Source organism: Nitrospira sp. BLG_1 (assembly GCF_047338595.1).
GTDB lineage: Bacteria > Nitrospirota > Nitrospiria > Nitrospirales > Nitrospiraceae > Nitrospira_D.
Genome location: NZ_JBLFBO010000004.1, coordinates 19529 through 38991 on the forward strand (window position 1 = coordinate 19529; position 19463 = coordinate 38991).

Consider the following 19463-nt stretch of genomic DNA (forward strand, 5'->3'; position numbering starts at 1 on the left):
TCGTATCAGGCTGGAATAAATTGGAGGTAGGCATGACATTAAAAATCACAGGCCGCCACATGGACGTGACGCCAGCGCTGAGAAGTTATGTGGAGACCCGGTTGAGTCGGCTGGATCGTTATGGGTTAAAGGTTGGATCCCTACAGGTCATATTGGGAGTTGAAAAGCTTCAACATAAAGCAGAAGTTACTGGTATTGTAAGCGGCAAGCGTGTGCAAGCTAAGATTACAACGCCGGAGATGTATGCCACCATTGATGCGCTTGTCGACCGTGTGGATGCGCAGTTTCGTAAAGTGAAAGAGCGTCTTGTGAGCCACAAGCCGGACAAGCCGAAGAAGCGAACAGTAGCTTCTTAAGCGGGACGACTCGGGAGAGGTGGAGTGGAGAGTCTGGCCTCATTGGCTTGTAAGGTCGGTCGGGTTGGCCTAAGTGTTGTATAGGGAAGGACTTATAGGGAGTTTCTCCTCGACAGAGACTATGATTTGGGGTGTCGTCGTCCGTGGATTGCCATCCGGGGATTCATGAAGACGAGTGGAGTCTCATGGCGCAACTCAATCTGGTCATCATTAGTGGACTGTCGGGATCCGGAAAATCTTATGCGTTAAAGGCATTCGAGGATGCCGGGTATTTCTGTATTGATAACCTTCCTCCTGCCCTCCTTCCAACCTTCGTTGATCTCTGTCACCAACAACATAGTGAAATCGCAAACGTCGCGCTCGGTGTTGATGTACGAGAGCGAGGATTTTTTGCGGATTTTGTAGGGATTCTTGAACGCATCAAAGCACTTGGCCATACTGTGCAGGTACTCTTTCTTGAAGCGAGGGAGGAGGTGCTCATCCGACGCTTTTCAGAATCTCGGCGACCTCATCCGCTTTTGCCACATCAACCTGTTGTGGAGGGGATTCGATTCGAAAAGGAACGGATCGCTGAGTTGCGACGACAGGCGGATCGGGTCATTGATACCTCGGATCTCACGGTGCATGAGCTCGGTGATCTGCTGGGGAAGGAGTTCTTGCAGAACACATCTGATCGACGCCTCACTATTTCCCTGTTGGCATTCGGGTATAAGTTCGGAGTCCCGTATGATATTGACCTGTTGTTCGATGTACGTTTTCTGAAGAACCCTTTCTTTGTGCCCGATCTCAAGCCGCTGTCTGGCAAGGACGACCTGGTTCGTACGTTCGTGCTGGCGGACCCTGAGGCGATTGCATTAATTGAACATGTCGAAGGGCTTCTCAAGTTTCTCCTCCCGCTGTACCAGCGTGAGCGGCGTAGTTATCTCACCATTGCAATCGGATGTACCGGTGGGCGGCACCGCTCAGTAGTGATTGCCGGACATCTCTGTGAGCGGCTTGCGGCGCTGGGGTATCAAGTAGGCCTTAAATATAGAGATATTGACAAATCCTAGGTCATTGTTGGCCTCGGATCGATTGACTTCCCGCCTCCGGACGTCACTTCCCGGTGTTTCCTTGACAGGTCGAGCATATTGACTATACTTGCCTTTGTGAGTCGTAAGGGTGGTATGTTGGGTGTAAATACTACAGTGAAAAAGCGTAGCATTACTAATGGAGATCAAGGAATTAAAGCGAATCAGGTCTGTCAATTATTCGACATTTCCAAGGCCACACTGTTTCGATGGGAACGAGAAGGAGTTATTGCACGACCGGCACGCGATTGGAGGAATTGGCGACTCTATACGCCAAAGAATGTGGATGAAATAGAGAAAGTCATTTGTGCCAGGAAACGTGTCGTGTAGAGTTCAGGTGACACATGCTGAATTCATTAAAAAAGCTTGTTGAAACGGACGTTATCTCAATGCTGACTCCTCGTCGTCAGCTGGTTGGGCTTGATATTGGATCAAGTGCAATTAAGGTCGCACAACTCAAGGAAAGTAAAGGCCGGTACTTTCTTCAGAAGTTTGGGGTGAAGCCTCTTGAACCAGAAGTGATTGTGGATGGGACCGTGATGGATGAAGGGCGTGTGGTCTCGGCCATTCAGGAACTGTTTGAGGAAACGAACATCAAGAATAAGCACGTCGCCGTTTCTATCTCGGGGCATGCCGTAATCGTAAAAAAGATAAGCCTCCCCCCAATGCCAGATGAAGAACTTGAAGGTCAAGTGAAACTGGCAGCCGAGCAATACATTCCTTTCGACATCAACGAAGTCAACATCGATTTTCATGTATTGCCTCCTGACCCATCAAGCGACGGCCAGGGGGATATGGCGGTGATTCTTGTCGCCGCTAAGAAGGACAAGATCAATGAGCTGACGGAGCTTGTGAAGACTGCCAGGCTCATTCCGATGGTGATGGACGTCGATGCGTTTGCCATCGAAAACATGCATGGGATCAACTATCCATTGGCACAGGAAGAAACAACCGCCTTGGTCAATCTAGGCGCCAGTGTGATGAATGTGAACATTACACGTGCCGGCTCATCGCTATTTACTCGAGATATTCCGCTGGGTGGAAATCGATACACGGAAGCGATTCAGCGAGAACTGGGGCTCTCGTTTGAGGAAGCGGAAGAAAGTAAGAAGAAGGAGGGAAGTGGAGAATCCGCTGGGGTGTCGGTCGGTAACGTCTTGGACAGTGTGAATGCCGAAGTGGCTTCCGAGATTGCCAGAACGGTGGATTACTTCAAAACCTCTGGTGCCAACGCCGACCTCAACCGCGTACTAGTCTGCGGTGGTGTTGCCAGGGCGAAAGGGCTGATTCAGCAGTTGAGTGATCGAATGCAAGTCCCGGTGGAAATGGCTGACCCCTTCGCTGAGATCGATACCACAGGGTGTGAGATGGACCCTGATCTTCTTGCGGAGCTCGCACCCGCAGCAGCCGTTGGGGTCGGATTAGCCCTACGGGCAGTGGGTGACCGATGATACGGATTAACCTTCTTCCAGGCGGTTCAAAGGGGCGACAGGCAAAGCCGCAGTATGATGTACGGGCCCAAGCAATCCTTGGTGTAGGGGTCGTCGTGGTTACACTGGCCGGTTGTTGGTGGTATTCCGTTGCATTGGACAGCGAGCTGGAAGCGAGGCAGGAGGAGAAGCAGACGAAGGAAAAGCAAGTGGCTCAGCTGAAAGAGCAGGTCAAACAAGTTCAGGACTTTGAACAAAAGAAGAAACTGCTTGAGGATAAGAATCGGATCATTGATCAGCTTGAACAGTCAAGAATGGGGCCAGTGAAGGTACTCGACCATGTCAGCCAGAGCCTAGAACCACTCAAGGTGTGGTTGACCAAGCTGGGTGTGGCTTCAGAAACAGTCGAGTTGGAAGGAAAGGCATTAACCAACGACGACGTGGTGGAATTCGTGAACAACTTGCGTCGAACGGACTACTTTACCGGTATTAATCTGCAGGAAAGTAAGGCTGCGGTAGAGAATAAGATCAATCTCTATCAATTTCGGTTGGCGTTTCGCCTAAAGGGATAAACATGGCGTTGCCTCAACTTAACCTTGACGCACTCCGCAGTGTGCCGGCTTCTCAAAAGGTGGCCCTCTTACTGCTCCTGGTCGGCGGCATGATTGCAGGTTTCTATTTCTATATTGCGGAACCCAAGTCCGAAAGCATTGCGGCCCTCGAGGCAGAGAACACCAAACTAGAAAGCGAAATTCAAACCTTAACGATTAAGGTGAAACATCTCGATGAGTTAGTCGCGGCAAATAAGCAGCTTGAAATCGAATTGGCCAAGAAAAAAGAACGCCTTCCCCCGGAAGAAGAGGCCATCATGTTGCTTAAACAGGTTTCGGATCTCGGGGTGCGTCTCGGATTGGACATCAAGTTATGGCGTCCTGGGGCACAGGCTGAAGATCCGTCGAAGCTGTTTGTCAAAATGCCGGTTAGTGTGGAAGTGGCTGGGGTGTATCACACTGCTGCGTTGTTTTTTGACCGGATCAATCGACTGCCAAGAATCATCACGGTGTCGGGGCTTAAGATGGGGTCTCCTCGGATGGAGCAGGGACGATTTATTTCGCAAACAACCTTCGATCTCATTGCCTATGCAGCACCACAGGAGAAACCAGTTTCCGGAACAGCGCAACCGGTGCCTGCTTCAAAAGTGGCGCAAGCTGGCAAATAGAGGATGCTGAACCGATGTATTTTTTAGAGATGGAGCTAGGTCAGGGGAGGCTGTGGTGGTATGCGCGGTGTGCCGGTGTCTGTGCTGCCTGTTGGTGGGGTGTTCTCTTTGGGAGTGAATGTGTCCAAGCCGAACCCTCCCTTATTCCTGGACAGATTGCGCCAATGAGGCATGACTCTATCAAGATGCCTCCCGTGCCGGAACTACCACCTGCGGCTCCTCCCGCGCTGGAATCGTTGCCGGCTGGGAATAGTCAGGACTCATCCCAATTGCCGCTCGTCGAGGGAATGGCTGGGTTGGGGTACGACCCTTCTGGGCGTCGTGATCCCTTCGCCCCTATTGTTCAGGAGCTTCAGGTAGGGAAAACAGATAGTACGCTGCCTCCGTTACAACGTGTGACGCTGACGGAACTCAATCTGATTGCCATCGTATGGGGGGCCTACGGGTACACGGCAATGGTGCAGACCCCTGAAGGCCATGGGTATACCGTTCGGCGGGGGACGCGAATTGGTCAGAACAACGGGGTGGTCAGTGCGGTGACCGAGCGCGGCATCATCGTTCAAGAGCGATTTACTGACGTGTATGGAAAGAAGCAGGAACGGGAGCACGTGAAGCTCCTACATCCCAAAGAGGGTGCAGAATGAAATCATTATTCTCCGGCATCAATAGGATCCTGGCGGCGAGACGTTTTCTTATGCCCTGCGGGCTGGCCGTTGCTGGCTGGATTGCGGCCGGGGAGATACCTGCTCTGGCAGACGAGATGAACGGGGTCAAGCCGAAGGATGTGACGCCGGCGGAAAGTCCTTCTATGCGATATTTGGCACAGACCCTGACTTCGATCGAGGTTCGCCCGGAGTCGGACCTGGTTACGATTGTCATTGCTGGAGATGGCCAACTGTTCCCGGAAACCAACTTTTTGGATGAATCAAGGCTTATTATTGATATTCCGGCTGTGTCCTCTACCCTCCGGCGGTCCGTGGTGCAGGCCGATCATTATCTACTCAAGAAGATCCGGGTGGGGCATCATGCCGACAAGGTGAGACTGGTGTTCGATGTGCCGGAACGTCCGATTTATTCTGTGACTCGTGATGAGAACAAGGTGTTTATTACCTTGAAGCCGAGTGAGCGGCGAGCCCATGCTATGGTCGCGGGATCGTTTGAGAAGAAAGGCCCGTCGGTCGTTGCTCTGAAAAGTCGTAAGGGCTTGTATGAGCCGGCAGATCGTTTAGTGAAGCGGACGGCGCGCATCATAAGTCCGACGCACGCGCAATTCAAAATACAGCGAGTGCAAATGGGAGGGGAATCGGTCACTCCTGAAAAAGACGAGCGATCCGATGATCTTGTAGTCGGGCAAACCAGATATGTAGGGCGTCGTATTTCTCTCGATTTTCAACAAGCGGATATCACCAATATCCTCCGATTGATCGCGGAGGTCAGCGGGTTCAATATCGTGGTTGGCGAAGGGGTCAAGTCGAAAGTCACCATGAAGTTGGTCAGTGTGCCGTGGGATCAAGCGCTGGAGATGCTCCTAAAGATGAATGGACTAGGCATGATTCGACAGGGGAGTATCGTGTGGGTCGATTCATTGGCCAATATTGCGAAGCAGCAGGATGAAGAGGCGCGGGCGAAGGACTCGAAGACCAAGGCGGAGGAATTAGTCGACCGAGTCTTTTATATCAGAAACCTTCAGGCGCAAGAGTTGATGACCTCGCTGCGGCAGAACTTGAGTCCACGCGGCCTCATGCAGTTCAATGCGGGGAGCAATGCGTTGATCGTGCGTGACACAGAAACCAAGCTGGGGATCATTAGACAGCTTGTCGAAGGGCTTGATCTTGAGGTGCCGCAAGTCCAGATTGAGGCGCGCATTGTTCAGGCTGATACGGTTTATGCTCGTGGGTTGGGGATTCAGTGGGGGTTTCAGGCTGGGAACCGGACACCCACGGATTTCTTCGCCCTCTCGAATCTGACTGGTCCGTTTAGCCAGATTGCTGGAACGGGAAGCAGTACGATTGATCGAAACTTCCTGGTCAACTTGCCGGCTCAGGTCGGTGGGTTGCCGGCCGTTCCATCGATTGGATGGACTTTTGGAAAACTTGGTGGAGACTTCGCTCTGGATATGCGGCTATCGGCCGGGGAGTTGTTGGGATTAAGCAAGGTGATCGCGGCACCCAAAATCACCACATTGGATAAGCGGGAAGCCAAGATCTCCCAGGGGGAATCGATCCCTTTCCAAACCACGTCATTGCAGGGGACTCAAACGACGTTTGTCGATGCAAATTTGGAATTGAATGTTACTCCGCAAATTACGTCGCGAGATCCGAAGGAGGAATCGAAGCGAATCCTAATGCGTGTCCGCGCGACTCGCAATGCGGTCGGTGCGAGGAGTAATCCCGCTGGCCCGAGCATTGACCGGCGAGAAGCGACGACGCAGGTGATCGTCAGAGATGGGGAAACCATGGTGATCGGTGGCGTCTTCGTTGATACGCAGGGGAACAACGTGCAGGGGGTTCCCTATTTGTCCCGAATGCCGGTGTTGGGCTGGTTGTTCAAGAATAAGTCTGAGACAGTGTCCAAGCAAGAGCTGCTCATTTTCCTCACGCCGAGCATTATCAAGACGTAGTTCTGACTCCATATCCTTGATCAGCAAAGGCCTGCCGATGCGTTGTCGCATCGGCAGGCCTTTGCTTTCGTAGAACGACGTCAGGACGTTCCATCCATGAGTTGGCACTCGGGATGGAACGCGCCTGCCTTTTTAGTTCGACGAGGCTGTGTTACCATGCCTCCTCAATCGCTGCGTCACGCAGTGTGTTGGGGTAAAACACTATAATTTTCTTCGGTGTTACGATCAGTGAGGTTGCCATATGACTTTCGGGTCAACCGTTGCTGTTTCTCTGGCTGACAGAAGCTACGAGATTACTATCCGAGCTGGGCTCTTGGAGAAACTCGGCAGGGAAATGAAGAGTCGCGGCCTGAAGGGAAAGATTGGAATTGTCACAGACAGGCATGTTGCGCAGCATTACCTGAAAAAGATTGTCGAGTCCGCGAAGCGGGCTGGGCTTGAACCGGTCTCGATCATCCTTGCGCCTGGGGAACGGTCTAAGACGTTACAAACGGTGGAACGCATTCTTAATGTGTTGGCCCGACACCGGTTTGAACGGTCGTCGCATCTTTTGGCCTTGGGAGGTGGAGTGGTCGGGGATCTGGCCGGGTTTGCAGCCTCGATCTACCAACGTGGGATTCCATATATCCAAGTACCAACGACCCTTGTGGCACAAGTGGATTCCAGCGTCGGAGGAAAGACCGGTGTCGATCATCAACTAGGGAAGAACCTGATCGGGTCCTTCTATCAGCCGCGTGCAGTTTGGATCGATCCTCTGACCCTGCGTACGTTGCCCAGGCGCGAGTGGGTCGCCGGTCTTGCCGAGGTAATTAAGTATGGGATCATTGCAGATGAAGCATTTTTTGGGTATCTGGAACGGAAGATGCCTGCGCTGCAAAAACAGATCCCCCAGGTCGTGGCCAGTGTGGTGAAACGGTCTTGCGAAATCAAAGCCGAGGTTGTGGCGGCAGATGAGCGGGAATCCGATCGGAGGAGAATTCTCAACTACGGCCATACGATCGGACATGCGCTGGAGGCGTTGGGAGGGTACACATCACTTGTGCATGGGGAGGCCGTCGGTATCGGGTTGGTACAGGAGGCTGATCTTGCATGTTTTCAAGGTTTCTGTACCCACAAGGTTGTCGAAGCTATTCGACGGATGGTCACTGAGGCAGGGCTAAGCGACCGTATGCCACAGGCGACGCCGACGAAGATTTGGAAGGCCATGCTTCACGACAAAAAGGTGTCGGCCGGACAGGTAATTGGCGTGTGGCCGATACGTATCGGAGAGGTTTGCATGGCTCCGCTCGGCAAAAAGGTATTTGATCGGTGGGTTACTGAGTCACGATCCGTCTCGACCAACGTATCAGCTCTGTCGTGACGGCCTGATCGAGTGAGTCCCTGACCATGGCGGGATTTCTCCGTTTACCCGTCAGCGAAGTGTTCTCTCACGAGTGTCGGCTGACTTGGAGTGTGATGAAGATCCTACGAATTGCTATGGCACAGATGAATCCGACGGTTGGAGATCTGAACGGGAATGTTCGTCAGATCCTGAGTTGGGTTCGTGAAGCAAGAAAAGCCAAGGTCGACCTTGTGACGTTTCCCGAACTGGCGATTACGGGATGTCCTCCGGAAGACCTTCTGCTGAAGCCCTGGTTTGTGAGTGAAAATACACGGGCCTTGCAAGAGATCATTCCGGCCTGTCATGGACTGGTGGCCATCGTGGGCTATGTGGGGCAAGATCTGAAGCGCAACCCAAGGTCCTCGAACAGCGGGGCAGGTGGCTCCGTGCTCTATAACGCGGCGGCGTTGATTGCTGATCGTAGGTTGCTCGGGAACTATCACCAGCGGTCGTTGGTGAACCATGGGGTCTTCGACGACAGTCGATATTTTCAACCAGGTCAACGACTGTCATTGCTCCGAGTTCGTGGAGTCGTGATCGGTGTGACGCTCTGTGAAGATCTTGAGTGTTCGAAAGGCGTGATTCGTCGGCTGGCTGCAGTTGGGGCTGAGATCATCGTCAATATCAGCGCATCACCCTTTCATCGTGGGAAAAGCCGCACGAGAGAGCAGTTGTTGGCCGCTCGCGCGCGAGAAAATGGGGTAATCGTTACATATACCAACATGGTCGGTGGTCAGGATGAGCTGGTGTTTGATGGGAACAGCGTGATCCTTGATAGCGCCGGTGGAGTGCTGGCTCGTGGTGGTGCGTTTCAAGAAGAGTTGGTGGTGGCTGATGTGGGCGTGGATGCGGTTCCGTCTGGACGTCGGACTCAGAGGAGGAAGACGCGGGTGGCCGAGACTATAGGTGCGGATCTGGATCGCTATTCGGTGAAAATGCCGGCCATAGAGAAGATGCGGCCTCCGATCGGATCGACCGTGACTGAACCGATTGAGGATCTTGAAGAGATCTATCGGGCCTTGGTGCTAGCGGTCAAGGATTATGTGAGGAAGAATGGTTTTGCGCGGGTGGCGATTGGGCTGAGTGGCGGGGTTGATTCAGCGTTAACGGCGGTGGTCGCGGTGGATGCGCTCGGAGCTGATCGAGTGCGAGGGGTCTTTCTACCGTCTCCCTACACCTCACAGGAAAGTGAGGCGGATGTGTCGGAGCTTGTGGGACGTCTGGGTATTGACTTAAGCGTGATCTCGATTACCCCTACGTTTGAATCCTATTGTCGCTCGCTGGCCCCGACGTTTGGCGATCGGCAGGTCGATGCGACAGAGGAAAATCTCCAGGCACGCATTCGCGGGACTCTGCTCATGGCGGTGTCGAACAAATTTGGAGACCTGGTGCTGACGACTGGAAACAAGAGCGAGTTAAGCGTCGGGTATGCCACGCTCTATGGTGATATGGCCGGCGGTTTTGCCGTCATCAAGGATGTGCCGAAGACGATGGTCTACGCGTTGGCAAGGTTTCGGAATGGTCTCGGCTCCTCACCCGTGATCCCAAAGCGGACGCTGGATCGGCCTCCAAGTGCCGAGTTGCGTCCAGATCAAAAAGATGAAGATTCGTTACCCCCCTATTCTGTCCTCGATCTGATTCTTCAGGCATACGTCGAAGAGGATCGCTCTCCTGACGAAATCATCAAATCCGGATTCGATCGCGCTACGGTTGATCGGGTTGTGACGATGGTCGATCGCAGTGAGTTCAAGCGCCATCAGGCACCCATCGGCGTGAAAATTACGCCTCGCGCGCTCGGGAAGGATCGACGGATGCCCATTACTAACGGATTTCGAGGGTTGTAGAGGTTCCCTCCGTGTTTTCGATGGCTTATGAGCGGGGACAGCCTATGGAGGCGAGTGTTTCCTGCCTGATTATGGAGTTTGTTCTATCCCGCAAATCGATCCAGTGCCAAACAGTGCGAGTTCCAGTGCCTGGACGGCCTCCTTTATGATTTCGACATTGAGCGACAGCAATGGATAGGCTATGATACCTGCCCCAAAGTAAGGACGGCATACTGAGTGGGTGGCGGTGGTCTGCTCAGAGACCAGATCTCCCAGCTCGCAGGAGGGTGTTCCCTTCAGTGCCTTGATGGGTTGTGAACTGGCCGGGTGAAGGAGGGCGCTGACATGAAGCTGGTTGAGGCAATCGTCAAGCCGTTCAAGTTGGAAGAGATCAAGGATGCGCTTTTGGAGATCGGTATTCAGGGCATGACCGTTTCGGAAGTCAAGGGGTTTGGGCGTCAGAAGGGGCACAAGGAAACCTATCGTGGGCAAGAATATACGATTGAGTTTGTTCCAAAGGTCAAGATCGAGGTTGCCGTCAAAGATGCCCAAGTTCCTCGAGTCATTGAGGCTATCATGACGGCGGCCAAGACCGGTAGTATCGGAGACGGCAAGATTTTTGTGCGAGAACTAAGCGATGTTGTGCGGATTCGGACTGGAGAAACAGGAGAGTTGGCCCTGTGAGGGGAACGAGACTTGAGTGGTGAACAGTCATCGCTGAAGATCTCCAAAGGAGGATGGCAATGAACGTGCGTGAGGTCTTGGAGTTCGCGAAGAAACACAGAGTACAGATGGTGGACTTGAAATTCATCGATCTGCCGGGTGTGTGGCAGCATATGACCATCCCTGTGAGCGAACTGACGGAAACCTTGTTCAAGGACGGCTCCGGCCTTGACGGATCGTCGATTCGTGGCTGGAAGGCGATCAACAACAGCGATTTGTTGGTGGTTCCTGATCCGGCGACGGCTTTCTTGGATCCGTTTACGGCGGTGCCCACACTCAGCTTAACCGGCAATGTCGTGGATCCGATTTCCCGTGAGAATTATGAGCGGGATCCACGGTTTATCGCACAAAAGGCGGAACGCTATCTCCAAAGCACCAAGATCGGCGACAACTCGTTCTGGGGACCGGAAGCAGAGTTCTTTATTTTCGATCATGCGCGCTATGATCAGACGAGTCACAGCGGCTTCTATTATCTCGATTCGGAAGAAGGCGCGTGGAACATGGGGCAAGAGGGAATCAACCTCGGGGGAAAGCTTCGGCATAAGCAGGGGTATTTCCCCGTCGCGCCGGCCGATACCCAGCAAGATATCCGGAGTGAAATGGTCCTGGAAATGGAAAAGATCGGCATTGAGGTGGAAAAGCATCACCACGAGACCGCCACTGCCGGCCAAGCCGAGATCGATATTCGATTTGATACGCTCCTGCGTACGGCGGACAAGATGATGATGTACAAGTACATCGTCAAGAATGTGGCTCGTCGTCATGGAAAGACGGTGACCTTCATGCCCAAGCCGCTCTTCGGCGATGCCGGATCTGGGATGCACACGCACCAGAGCATTTGGAAGGAGGGGAAGCCGCTCTTTGCCGGGAAAGACTACGCAGGAATTTCGCAGCTCTGCCTGTATTATATCGGCGGGATTCTCAAGCACGCGCCGGCCCTGGCGGCCTTTACGAATCCAACGACAAACTCCTACAAGCGCATTACCCCTGGATTCGAAGCGCCAGTGCTGTTGGCCTACTCCAGTCGGAACCGATCTGCGGGCGTCCGTATTCCCATGTATTCGCCGAGCCCCAAGGCGAAGCGAATCGAAGTGCGATTTCCAGATCCATCCTGCAATCCCTATTTGGCATTTTCGGCGATGCTTATGGCGGGGCTTGACGGGATTCAGAACAAGATCAACCCAGGTGAGCCGGCTGAAAAGGACCTGTACGATCTTGATCCGAAGGAAGCGGCCAGCATTCCCACCATGCCTGGGAGCTTGGATGAGGCGATAAACAGTTTGGAGAGAGACTATCAGTTCCTTCTCAAAGGAGAGGTGTTTACGGAAGATCTGATCGAAGCCTGGATCGGCTATAAGCGGAGCAAGGAGATTGATCCGATGCGCCTGCGCCCGCATCCGTACGAATTTTTCATGTATTACGACGTCTAGTGTCTGTCACTCATCGGCATGGGCGGGAAGCTTGGAGCGGTCACGCGTCAAGGCTTCCCGCAGGCCGCCTTCGAAAGTGCGTGATCAACACCGTGGGTGCCGATCGCCTGCCAGTTGCCATTTTCAATGTAGCCAGAGCGTGACCGGCCAGTGCCCATCTGGCGGGAAAACTCGATCACTTGGAGCGTTCGTACTCGTGAGTTCGCACAGTCGAATTCCTTGTGCGTTTTCAACGACAGGAAGCGCGTGGTGTTGTTCCACTTGAGATCCGTGAGCTGCCAAAGGGTCGCACGAGTGCCTGTTCGCTGAATCTGCTCGGGATCAACATAGATCGTCTCAAGCCCAGCCGGTTGGTACTCTTTCTCGATCGCAATCCATCCCGCAAAAACTGGGTTAACCCAGACAATCAGTACTACAGACAGAAGGCATAATGGACTGGGAACGATCCGGTTTGACATCGAATGCCTGGTTAAGTGAATACTGGACGGAATGGACATACGGGGTCCCGGGCAGAAAAATCAAGCGGGAATTTATGGGGTCTGTCAGTGGGCTTCTTCCTGCATCAGGGATAGCTTGAGCAGCGTCATCGCATAGGGTATTCTCTCGTTCACAACAGAGGAGGGCGCCGATGCCGAAACGAGTCCGCACAGGGTTGACCCGGAGTGATATTCTCGACCGGTATGTCGAGCGGTTTAAACAGCAGCTCGTAAAATTCCAGCCCTTTCTTTCACGCAGGCGGACATCACTTTCCCTAGAAGAGTTTGATGAGTCGGCTGAAGAGCTGATCGGACAGGTGTTCGGCGCCGCATCAGATGAATCCGAAGCCTACTTCTTTGCAAAGTCCGGTGAATCGGCACTGTTGCCGGAAGAAGCGCAGGAGAGCGGGACGCACAATGTCGAGCGTGAAAGCCTTCACCAGCGTCGGCAAGTGTTGGAAAGCTGTCTGGCGGATCTTGAATTGCGTCGCCGTCTGCAGGCGACGAGGAAAGGCAAGGGACTTGACCAGGCGCTCGTCGAAGACTATATGTCGCATGAGGTACGGAGTATCCATAAAGACGCCACGATCAAACAGGCAGGGCAGCTGTTGCAGAAGTACAAGGTGGGCTCACTGATCGTGGACGATGGTTCACGCTATATCGGCATTGTGACGGATTCAGATCTGACGAGAAAGGCGGTTGCCAAAGGGCTTGATCCGAACATGACGACAGTGGCAACCTGCATGAGCCGTTCCATCGTCACGATTGAAGAGGATGAGTCTTTGTCTGAAGCGAGGGCGCTCATGAAGAAGCAGGGGATCCGACATCTTCCCGTGACGGCTGATGCCACTATTATTGGCGTCCTTTCTGTCTCCGATCTCCTCCGAGCCTTTGAAGAGTTGAAACCGTCCTAACCATCCAATCTGGTTGCAAGACCATCCTACAGTGCTTCAGTCTATTCAAGAAGGTGGTGGACCATGTCCTTGGGAAGGTATGTGCACTGGACTAACACTGTCACCATGGAATTAGGTCATCGCTAATTATGCCGCCTGCCATCCTGCTCAGTTGTGAGTCTCTTGGGAAAAGTTATGGGGTGAAACCGTTGTTCACCGACCTGTCGCTCGGATTGAGCGAGGGGGATCATGTCGGCCTCATTGGGCCGAACGGGTCCGGGAAATCGACGTTGCTCAAAATTCTCGCCGGATTTGAGGAACCAGACAGCGGTACTCGTTCTGTGCGACGACAGCTCAGGATCGGCTATGTACCGCAGGAACCGTCGTTTGCCGAACAGCACTCAGTCGAAGATGCGCTGGTTCGAGTACTTTTCGACGAGGGGCTGGACCCTCATGAACAGGGTGGGCGCATCGCCAGAGCTCTGAGTCTCGGCGGGTTTACCCGCACTGATCAAACCGTCTCGACACTGTCCGGCGGATGGAAGAAGCGACTGGCGATTGCACGGTCGCTGATGTTGGAGCCGGATGTGCTGCTTCTGGACGAGCCGACCAACCATCTGGACGTCGAGGGTATTCTCTGGCTCGAAGGCCTCCTGAAAGCCGAGCCCCATGCCTTCATCGTGATCAGTCACGACCGGCGCTTTTTGGAAGCGGTCACTACCAGGATTTGGGAACTGAATCGCCAATACCCCAATGGTCTCTTTGAGGCCAAGGGTCGATACAGCGAGTTTTTGGAGCAGCGCGATGCAGCATTGCAGGCCCAGGCCGACTATCAGGCCTCGTTGGCCAACAGAGTTCGGCGAGAGGTGGAATGGCTGCGGAGAGGTCCCAAAGCCAGGACGACCAAAGCCAAGGCTCGGATCGACCAGGCCGGTCAGATGATCAGTGAACTAACAGATATCGAGTCTCGGCAATCCAAGGGGTCTGCAGGGATTGATTTCACCGCCTCAGGGCGACGGTCCAAGAAGCTGATTGAGGTGGTCGGTTTGGCGAAGACGCTGGGTGCGCAACCGATCGTGAACAATCTTGATCTGCAGGTCGGGCCGGGTGAGCGGATTGGGCTGCTCGGACCGAATGGGAGCGGCAAATCCACACTGCTCAAACTGCTGGCCGGCAGCTTGACGCCTGACGCTGGTACGATTACTCACGCCGATCGATTGCGTATTGTCACCTTCGAGCAACATCGAGAGTCCCTGGATCAGCAGGTCTCATTGCGGCGAGCCCTTGCTCCAGCCGGTGGCGATGCCGTCGTGTATCAGGACCGGTCCGTCCATCTGGTTTCATGGGCCAAGCGCTTTCTGTTCCGCCCGGAACAGTTGGATCTCCTGGTTTCTCGCTTGTCCGGCGGGGAACAGGCCAGATTGTTGATCGCCCGACTCATGCTTCAGCCAGCGGATCTCTTGATCCTCGATGAACCGACGAACGACTTGGATATTCCCACGCTCGATGTGCTGGAAGACAGCCTGCTGGAATTTACCGGAGCACTAGTTCTTGTGACCCACGACCGATGGCTACTGGACCGCGTCTCCACCAGGCTGCTGGCATTGGATGGAGCAGGCCATGCCGAATGGTTCGCCGACTATGCGCAATGGGAAGCGGGGCAGGAAAGGAAAACGACCGAGGAAAGAAGCATTCGGGTTTCTGAGGAACGCTCTGCCTTGGGCAAACCATCAAAACGGAAAGGTTTGTCGTACAAAGAGCAGAAGGAATGGGATCAGATCGAAACAAGGATCCTGAAAGCCGAAGAACGGGTTGCCACCTGCCAAGCCGCCGCCGATGATCCGTCCATCATGTCATCAGCTGTTGATTTACAAGAGCGACATGCTGCACTCCATGCGGCTCAGCAGGATGTCGAACGGCTCTATGCGAGATGGGCTGAGCTGGATGAAAAGCGAGCTCAGGCGGTCTAACGCAGACCTTCATAACCTGCGAAGAGCGGAGTGATCAGATGAGCCATTCCCGGCGCCTGCCAGTTGGCTTCGCAGCCGTTACCAAATTATCCTCAACCCTACCGAGCGTTCTCGGTCAAGTCGTGGTCAGTTGAACACTACAGTTCGGTCTATGCGTAACCGATAGAGAAGGTGAGGGCACATCTACATCAACAGAGAGACGCCCAACGGCGAGGAGTCGCGACCATGCCAACAGCGCAAGAACTGGTGCAGTCCTGTACCTCCATTTTCACCTTGCCGGAGATCTATTTCCGCGTACGGGAAGTGGTCGACGATTCCAATTCGACCATGGGGGATCTTGCCGAGGTTTTGAAGCTCGATCCGGCCATTTCAGCGAGACTTCTTCGCATTGTCAACAGCCCCATCTATGGGTTTCCAAAACAGATCGATACGATTTCCCGTGCCGTCAGTCTGCTTGGAACGCAGGCGACCATCGACCTTGTGACAGCGACGACGATCGGAAAAACCTTTGCGGGAGTGCCGGTCCAACTGATGGATGTGTCGAAGTTCTGGCATCGGAGTGTACTCTGCGCGTTGCTGGCCGGAAAGCTTGCGAAGTCCTGTGGGATTAAGGACAGCGAGCGGTTTTTCGTGGAAGGCCTGCTGAGAGATCTTGGTCACTATGTCCTCTATCAATATGCACCGGAGCGGGCCCAGTCTGCACTCATCGAAGCAGGCTACCTCGGGTCCTCTCTGGCTGAAGTGGAACAGTCCAATATTGGGTGTGACTTTGCTGAGGTGGGGGCTGAACTCATCCACTCCTGGGGGATGCCCGTGCAGATTGAACAGGCTATCCGTCATCAACTGCGCCCGAACGAAGCCGGTGACTATGTTCAGCATGCATCCATTGTGCATTTGGCTGGAGAGGTCGTCGATTTTGAGGATCGCGATCGGAACTGGCGACCCGCCGAAGTGCCATGCAGTCCGCAGGCCCTGGAGGCGACAGGCTTTGTGCTGGCCAACCTACCTGAACTGATGACGGATGCTCAGGCCCAGCTGAATGAGACGCTCGCGCTGGTGTATCCGCAGGCCGTCGCCGCCTAAGCAGATCGAAATCAGTCTGAGCGCGGAACTCAATCCAACCTCGATCACGGTGTGCGCAGCCCAGCAGTTTGATGGTATCGATGGGTCTGTGCCATCGTTCGATCCGCCTGAGCAGGAAGCTGTCTGCCCTCTTCCTCCGCTTTGTTTCCAGGCTAGAGTATGCCGGCTAAACGATTCATTCCCAAGGTCGTCTGAGCAAAAAATAACTGAAAAGCCTGATAGTCCTGAGGCTGCATCGGCGGGCGGCCTGGTCCTCGATCACAGTAGACAAGGCCGATGGGTCTCACCCCCACTCGTAATGGGGCGAGTATTGCCGATGTAGGGTGCCAAACATCGACAAATTCCTGTTTCATGGACCCAGTCGGCTGGTCTGAAAGATTTGGAACCAGGAGTGGCTCGACCCGTTTAAGAATCGAGAGGAAGAAGGAATGTTCTCGGCTGAGTGAACCCGAAAGAGAGGAGAGATAGGGTGCCAGAGGAGTGACGCCCAGCGCCAACTTTCCGATCAGAAGATCACTATCATGTGGATTGAGCAGTGTCAGCCCGACACGGCCCAATCCCGCGTCCCGCTGGAGCGATTGGATAAAGATTCCAAGGAGGCTATTCAGATCGATCGCGCCTTGTAGCGAGTTCTGGAAGACCTGAAGTGTTTCAAATGGGTTATTCCGAATGGGGGCTGGGGGCTCATCCCGGCTGAGAGAAACTTTCGACGGAGCGGGTCCATGGTCTTCACCGGGTATGCTGGTAGTCGAGGATTGTAATACAGGTGCCTCCGTGGCCTGGTGCCCGTTCAACGGCATCAGCGAGTTGTGGAGTGGATCGATCGCCAGTCCCATGGAACGGGTGAGCTGGCGGCCTCGGTCCATGGCTTGGTTCATCAAATCCGAAAACCGTCGTGAAGATAGTCCGCTTCCGAGCTGAAGTGTTCGTTTCGCGTCCTCAACGGCCGTGGAGGATGTGGAATGCGTCATCGCCTCCACAAGCCGGATTGAGCCAACCACCAGACCTCGGTATGTCTGTGGTGTGCTCTGCCAACGGCCCATCGGCAACTCTTCGACCGTGTCAAAGAGGTCGACGAGATAGTCGGGTAGCTTCCACAGTCGAGCCAAAGCTTGGGCCAAGGTCAACCGGGGAACACCGATAAGCCTGGTTTCCTGACTGACACGGTCGGCCGGGTGCTTCGCTTTCCGGAAGGCTGCCTGGAGTGCTTCAAAAAGATCCGGATCCTGGTAGGCAATGGCCAAATCTCCGATCGAGTACAGGAGCGCTGCGGTAAATAATTGACTCGGCTGCGGGTAGTTGATCGCCGTTCCAAGCTCATTCGCGTAAGTGGCGGCGACAAGGGACTTGGCGATCAAGGTTCGGAGTTCTTGCTGGCGCGTCGGCCAATGGTGCAACTGCTCGACCAGATGTGCGGTGGCGACGAGAGCGCGAACGGTATCGAGTCCAAGCCAGCTCACGGCATGAGGGATGGCGCTGATCGTCTGCCGTGGGCTGTACGCGATGCTGTTGGCGACTTGCAAGACTTTGCAGGTGAGCCCATGGTCTCGGCTGATCACTTGCGTCAGATTGTCGGGAGTGGACTGTGGGTCCGCATCATTCAGGATTTGCTGACAAGTGGATTGAAGGATCGGCAGGCACCGTCCGGACTCATCGAACAGAGGCTTCAGTTTTGGACGTAGTCGAGGGCGGATCGAGTCGATAAGGGTTGATTCCGTCGCCGAAGGCATAGGGGGTTCCCCGATAGAAGCCAGAGACTGTATCGGTGAGAATCCTATCCAGCTTGAGAAGTCGGTACTAAGAAGGGGCGATGAGCGGGATTCTGTAAGAAGATATGTAGTCTGAGGGAGTGGTCGGCTGGTTGGCAACCCTAGTGGTGATAGTTTCCATCAGTGCTTCAGCTGGCGATCTCCGTGTGTTCTCTCCATATCGGTTCCATGGGAATTGTCGCATGCAAAGAATTGCAATCTGATGGTCGATTCAGCCCCTCAGGACTAGAATTCAGTGTGATGGCGGAACGTCATCAGGCTTGTCACCTGCCTCCACGATAGTTTTGCCCATTCCTAACCGATAGAGAAGATGGAGAGCCGGTCCGCATCGACAGGCAAGAAGGAGGGGCTCCACCATGCCATTGGCGAGTGAATTGGTCCAAGCGTGCACCACGGTGTCGACATTATCCGAAGTGTATTGTCGTGTGCGGGATGTGGTGGATGATCCCAACGCAACCATGGGAGATCGAGTCAAGGCTCTTCAGCTCGATCCGGCCATCGCAGCCAGGCTGCTTCGCATGGCCAACAACTCACCCTATGGACCGTCGAGGCAGGTTGACACCGTGACCGGCGCAGTCCAACTCCTTGGGAAGCAAGTCATCAACGAGTTCGTCGCGACGACGACCGTCGGTCAAACTTTCGCGGGAATACCGGTTGATCTGATGGATCAGTCCAAGTTCTGGAGAAAAAGTCTCTTCTGTGCGCTACTGGCTCGAGCAATTGCGAAGTCCTGTGGCGTTGATGACCAGGAACAGCCATACATGGCAGGTCTCTTGCGCGATATCGGCCACTATGTCTTGTATCAGACTGTCCCACAGCGGGCTCAGTCTGCGCTGATTGAAGCAGGGTATCTGGAAGCGTCATTGGCTGAGGTGGAGCAGTCTAATATTGGCTGTGATTTTGCCGAAGTCGGAGCGGAACTCATCCGATCCTGGGGCTTGCCTGTAGAAATCGAACAGGCGGTCCGTTGCCAACTGAGCCCAAAGGATGCCGGTGAATTTATCGTGCTAACGTCCATCGTGCATATAGCCGGTGCTGTGGTTGATTATGATGAACTCGATTCCAGTCGACGCCCTGCGTCGGTAGCCTTCAGCCCCCAGGCCATTTCTGCCACAAGATTTATGCCGGCCAACCTTCCAGCACTCCTCACAGAAGCCCGAGCGCAGCTGCAAGAGACTCTGGCAAATGTGCAGCCCTACACGATGGCAGCCTAGTACGTT

Annotated in this window: 18 protein-coding genes; 16 read left to right on the top strand and 2 right to left on the bottom strand. The window is 54.1% G+C overall.

The features are described from left to right. The first annotated feature begins 32 nt into the window (after positions 1-32). From hpf to glnA, 12 genes are all read left to right on the top strand, one after another. Positions 33-356 carry a ribosome hibernation-promoting factor, HPF/YfiA family gene (gene hpf / locus ACMTNU_RS05495; RefSeq protein WP_413934223.1) on the top strand — a complete coding sequence of 108 codons (324 nt, stop codon included), beginning with the start codon at positions 33-35 and terminating at the stop codon, positions 354-356. Positions 357-541: 185 nt separating this feature from the next. Then, positions 542-1408: an RNase adapter RapZ gene (gene rapZ, locus ACMTNU_RS05500; RefSeq protein WP_413934224.1), complete on the top strand. Its 867-nt coding sequence runs from the start codon at positions 542-544 to the stop codon at positions 1406-1408. A 135-nt stretch (positions 1409-1543) separates the two neighbouring features. Further along, positions 1544-1756, top strand: coding sequence for a MerR family transcriptional regulator (locus tag ACMTNU_RS05505; RefSeq protein ID WP_413934225.1), 213 nt, complete (start codon positions 1544-1546; stop codon positions 1754-1756). Between the two features lie 14 nt (positions 1757-1770). Then, positions 1771-2877: a type IV pilus biogenesis protein PilM gene (pilM, locus tag ACMTNU_RS05510; protein ID WP_413934226.1), complete on the top strand. Its 1107-nt coding sequence runs from the start codon at positions 1771-1773 to the stop codon at positions 2875-2877. After that, entirely contained in the window at positions 2874-3428 is a 555-nt protein-coding gene (locus ACMTNU_RS05515; protein WP_413934227.1) for a PilN domain-containing protein, read from the top strand. Before pilM ends, ACMTNU_RS05515 begins: the two co-directional genes overlap by 4 nt. A gap of 2 nt (positions 3429-3430) precedes the next feature. After that, positions 3431-4075 (top strand): type 4a pilus biogenesis protein PilO, encoded by a 645-nt coding sequence (locus tag ACMTNU_RS05520; RefSeq protein ID WP_413934228.1) that lies wholly within the window; start codon positions 3431-3433, stop codon positions 4073-4075. 14 nt (positions 4076-4089) lie between these two features. Next, entirely contained in the window at positions 4090-4719 is a 630-nt protein-coding gene (locus tag ACMTNU_RS05525; RefSeq protein WP_413934229.1) for a pilus assembly protein PilP, read from the top strand. Then, the gene (gene pilQ, locus ACMTNU_RS05530) at positions 4716-6695 is read left to right on the top strand and encodes a type IV pilus secretin PilQ (protein ID WP_413934230.1); all 1980 of its coding nucleotides are present in this window, start codon (positions 4716-4718) and stop codon (positions 6693-6695) included. Before ACMTNU_RS05525 ends, pilQ begins: the two co-directional genes overlap by 4 nt. A gap of 241 nt (positions 6696-6936) precedes the next feature. Next, the gene (aroB, locus tag ACMTNU_RS05535) at positions 6937-8055 is read left to right on the top strand and encodes a 3-dehydroquinate synthase (protein WP_413934231.1); all 1119 of its coding nucleotides are present in this window, start codon (positions 6937-6939) and stop codon (positions 8053-8055) included. Between the two features lie 95 nt (positions 8056-8150). Next, on the top strand, positions 8151-9920 hold the full coding sequence (locus tag ACMTNU_RS05540; protein WP_413934232.1) for an NAD+ synthase: 1770 nt from the start codon (positions 8151-8153) through the stop codon (positions 9918-9920). Between the two features lie 324 nt (positions 9921-10244). Continuing rightward, on the top strand, positions 10245-10583 hold the full coding sequence (locus tag ACMTNU_RS05545; RefSeq protein WP_413934233.1) for a P-II family nitrogen regulator: 339 nt from the start codon (positions 10245-10247) through the stop codon (positions 10581-10583). A gap of 59 nt (positions 10584-10642) precedes the next feature. Further along, the gene (glnA, locus tag ACMTNU_RS05550; RefSeq protein WP_413934234.1) at positions 10643-12052 is read left to right on the top strand and encodes a type I glutamate--ammonia ligase; all 1410 of its coding nucleotides are present in this window, start codon (positions 10643-10645) and stop codon (positions 12050-12052) included. Positions 12053-12099: 47 nt separating this feature from the next. Here glnA and ACMTNU_RS05555 read toward each other — a convergent pair whose 3' ends face one another. Continuing rightward, positions 12100-12510: a surface-adhesin E family protein gene (locus ACMTNU_RS05555; protein ID WP_413934235.1), complete on the bottom strand. Its 411-nt coding sequence runs from the start codon at positions 12508-12510 to the stop codon at positions 12100-12102. Positions 12511-12680: 170 nt separating this feature from the next. On the opposite strand from ACMTNU_RS05555, the gene ACMTNU_RS05560 reads away from it, so the two are divergent. The 3 genes from ACMTNU_RS05560 to ACMTNU_RS05570 all read left to right on the top strand — a co-directional run bounded on the left by ACMTNU_RS05560 (position 12681) and on the right by ACMTNU_RS05570 (position 16474). Further along, complete coding sequence (locus ACMTNU_RS05560; protein ID WP_413934236.1) at positions 12681-13442, top strand: cyclic nucleotide-binding/CBS domain-containing protein; 762 nt, start codon at positions 12681-12683, stop codon at positions 13440-13442. A 128-nt stretch (positions 13443-13570) separates the two neighbouring features. Further along, positions 13571-15391, top strand: coding sequence for an ABC-F family ATP-binding cassette domain-containing protein (locus ACMTNU_RS05565; RefSeq protein ID WP_413934237.1), 1821 nt, complete (start codon positions 13571-13573; stop codon positions 15389-15391). 225 nt (positions 15392-15616) lie between these two features. Next, on the top strand, positions 15617-16474 hold the full coding sequence (locus tag ACMTNU_RS05570) for an HDOD domain-containing protein (RefSeq protein ID WP_413934238.1): 858 nt from the start codon (positions 15617-15619) through the stop codon (positions 16472-16474). A 152-nt stretch (positions 16475-16626) separates the two neighbouring features. Here the strand turns inward: ACMTNU_RS05570 and ACMTNU_RS05575 are convergent, their stop codons facing one another. Next, on the bottom strand, positions 16627-18204 hold the full coding sequence (locus tag ACMTNU_RS05575; protein WP_413934239.1) for an HDOD domain-containing protein: 1578 nt from the start codon (positions 18202-18204) through the stop codon (positions 16627-16629). A gap of 395 nt (positions 18205-18599) precedes the next feature. On the opposite strand from ACMTNU_RS05575, the gene ACMTNU_RS05580 reads away from it, so the two are divergent. Next, the gene (locus ACMTNU_RS05580; RefSeq protein WP_413934240.1) at positions 18600-19457 is read left to right on the top strand and encodes an HDOD domain-containing protein; all 858 of its coding nucleotides are present in this window, start codon (positions 18600-18602) and stop codon (positions 19455-19457) included. The last annotated feature ends 6 nt before the right edge of the window (positions 19458-19463 follow it).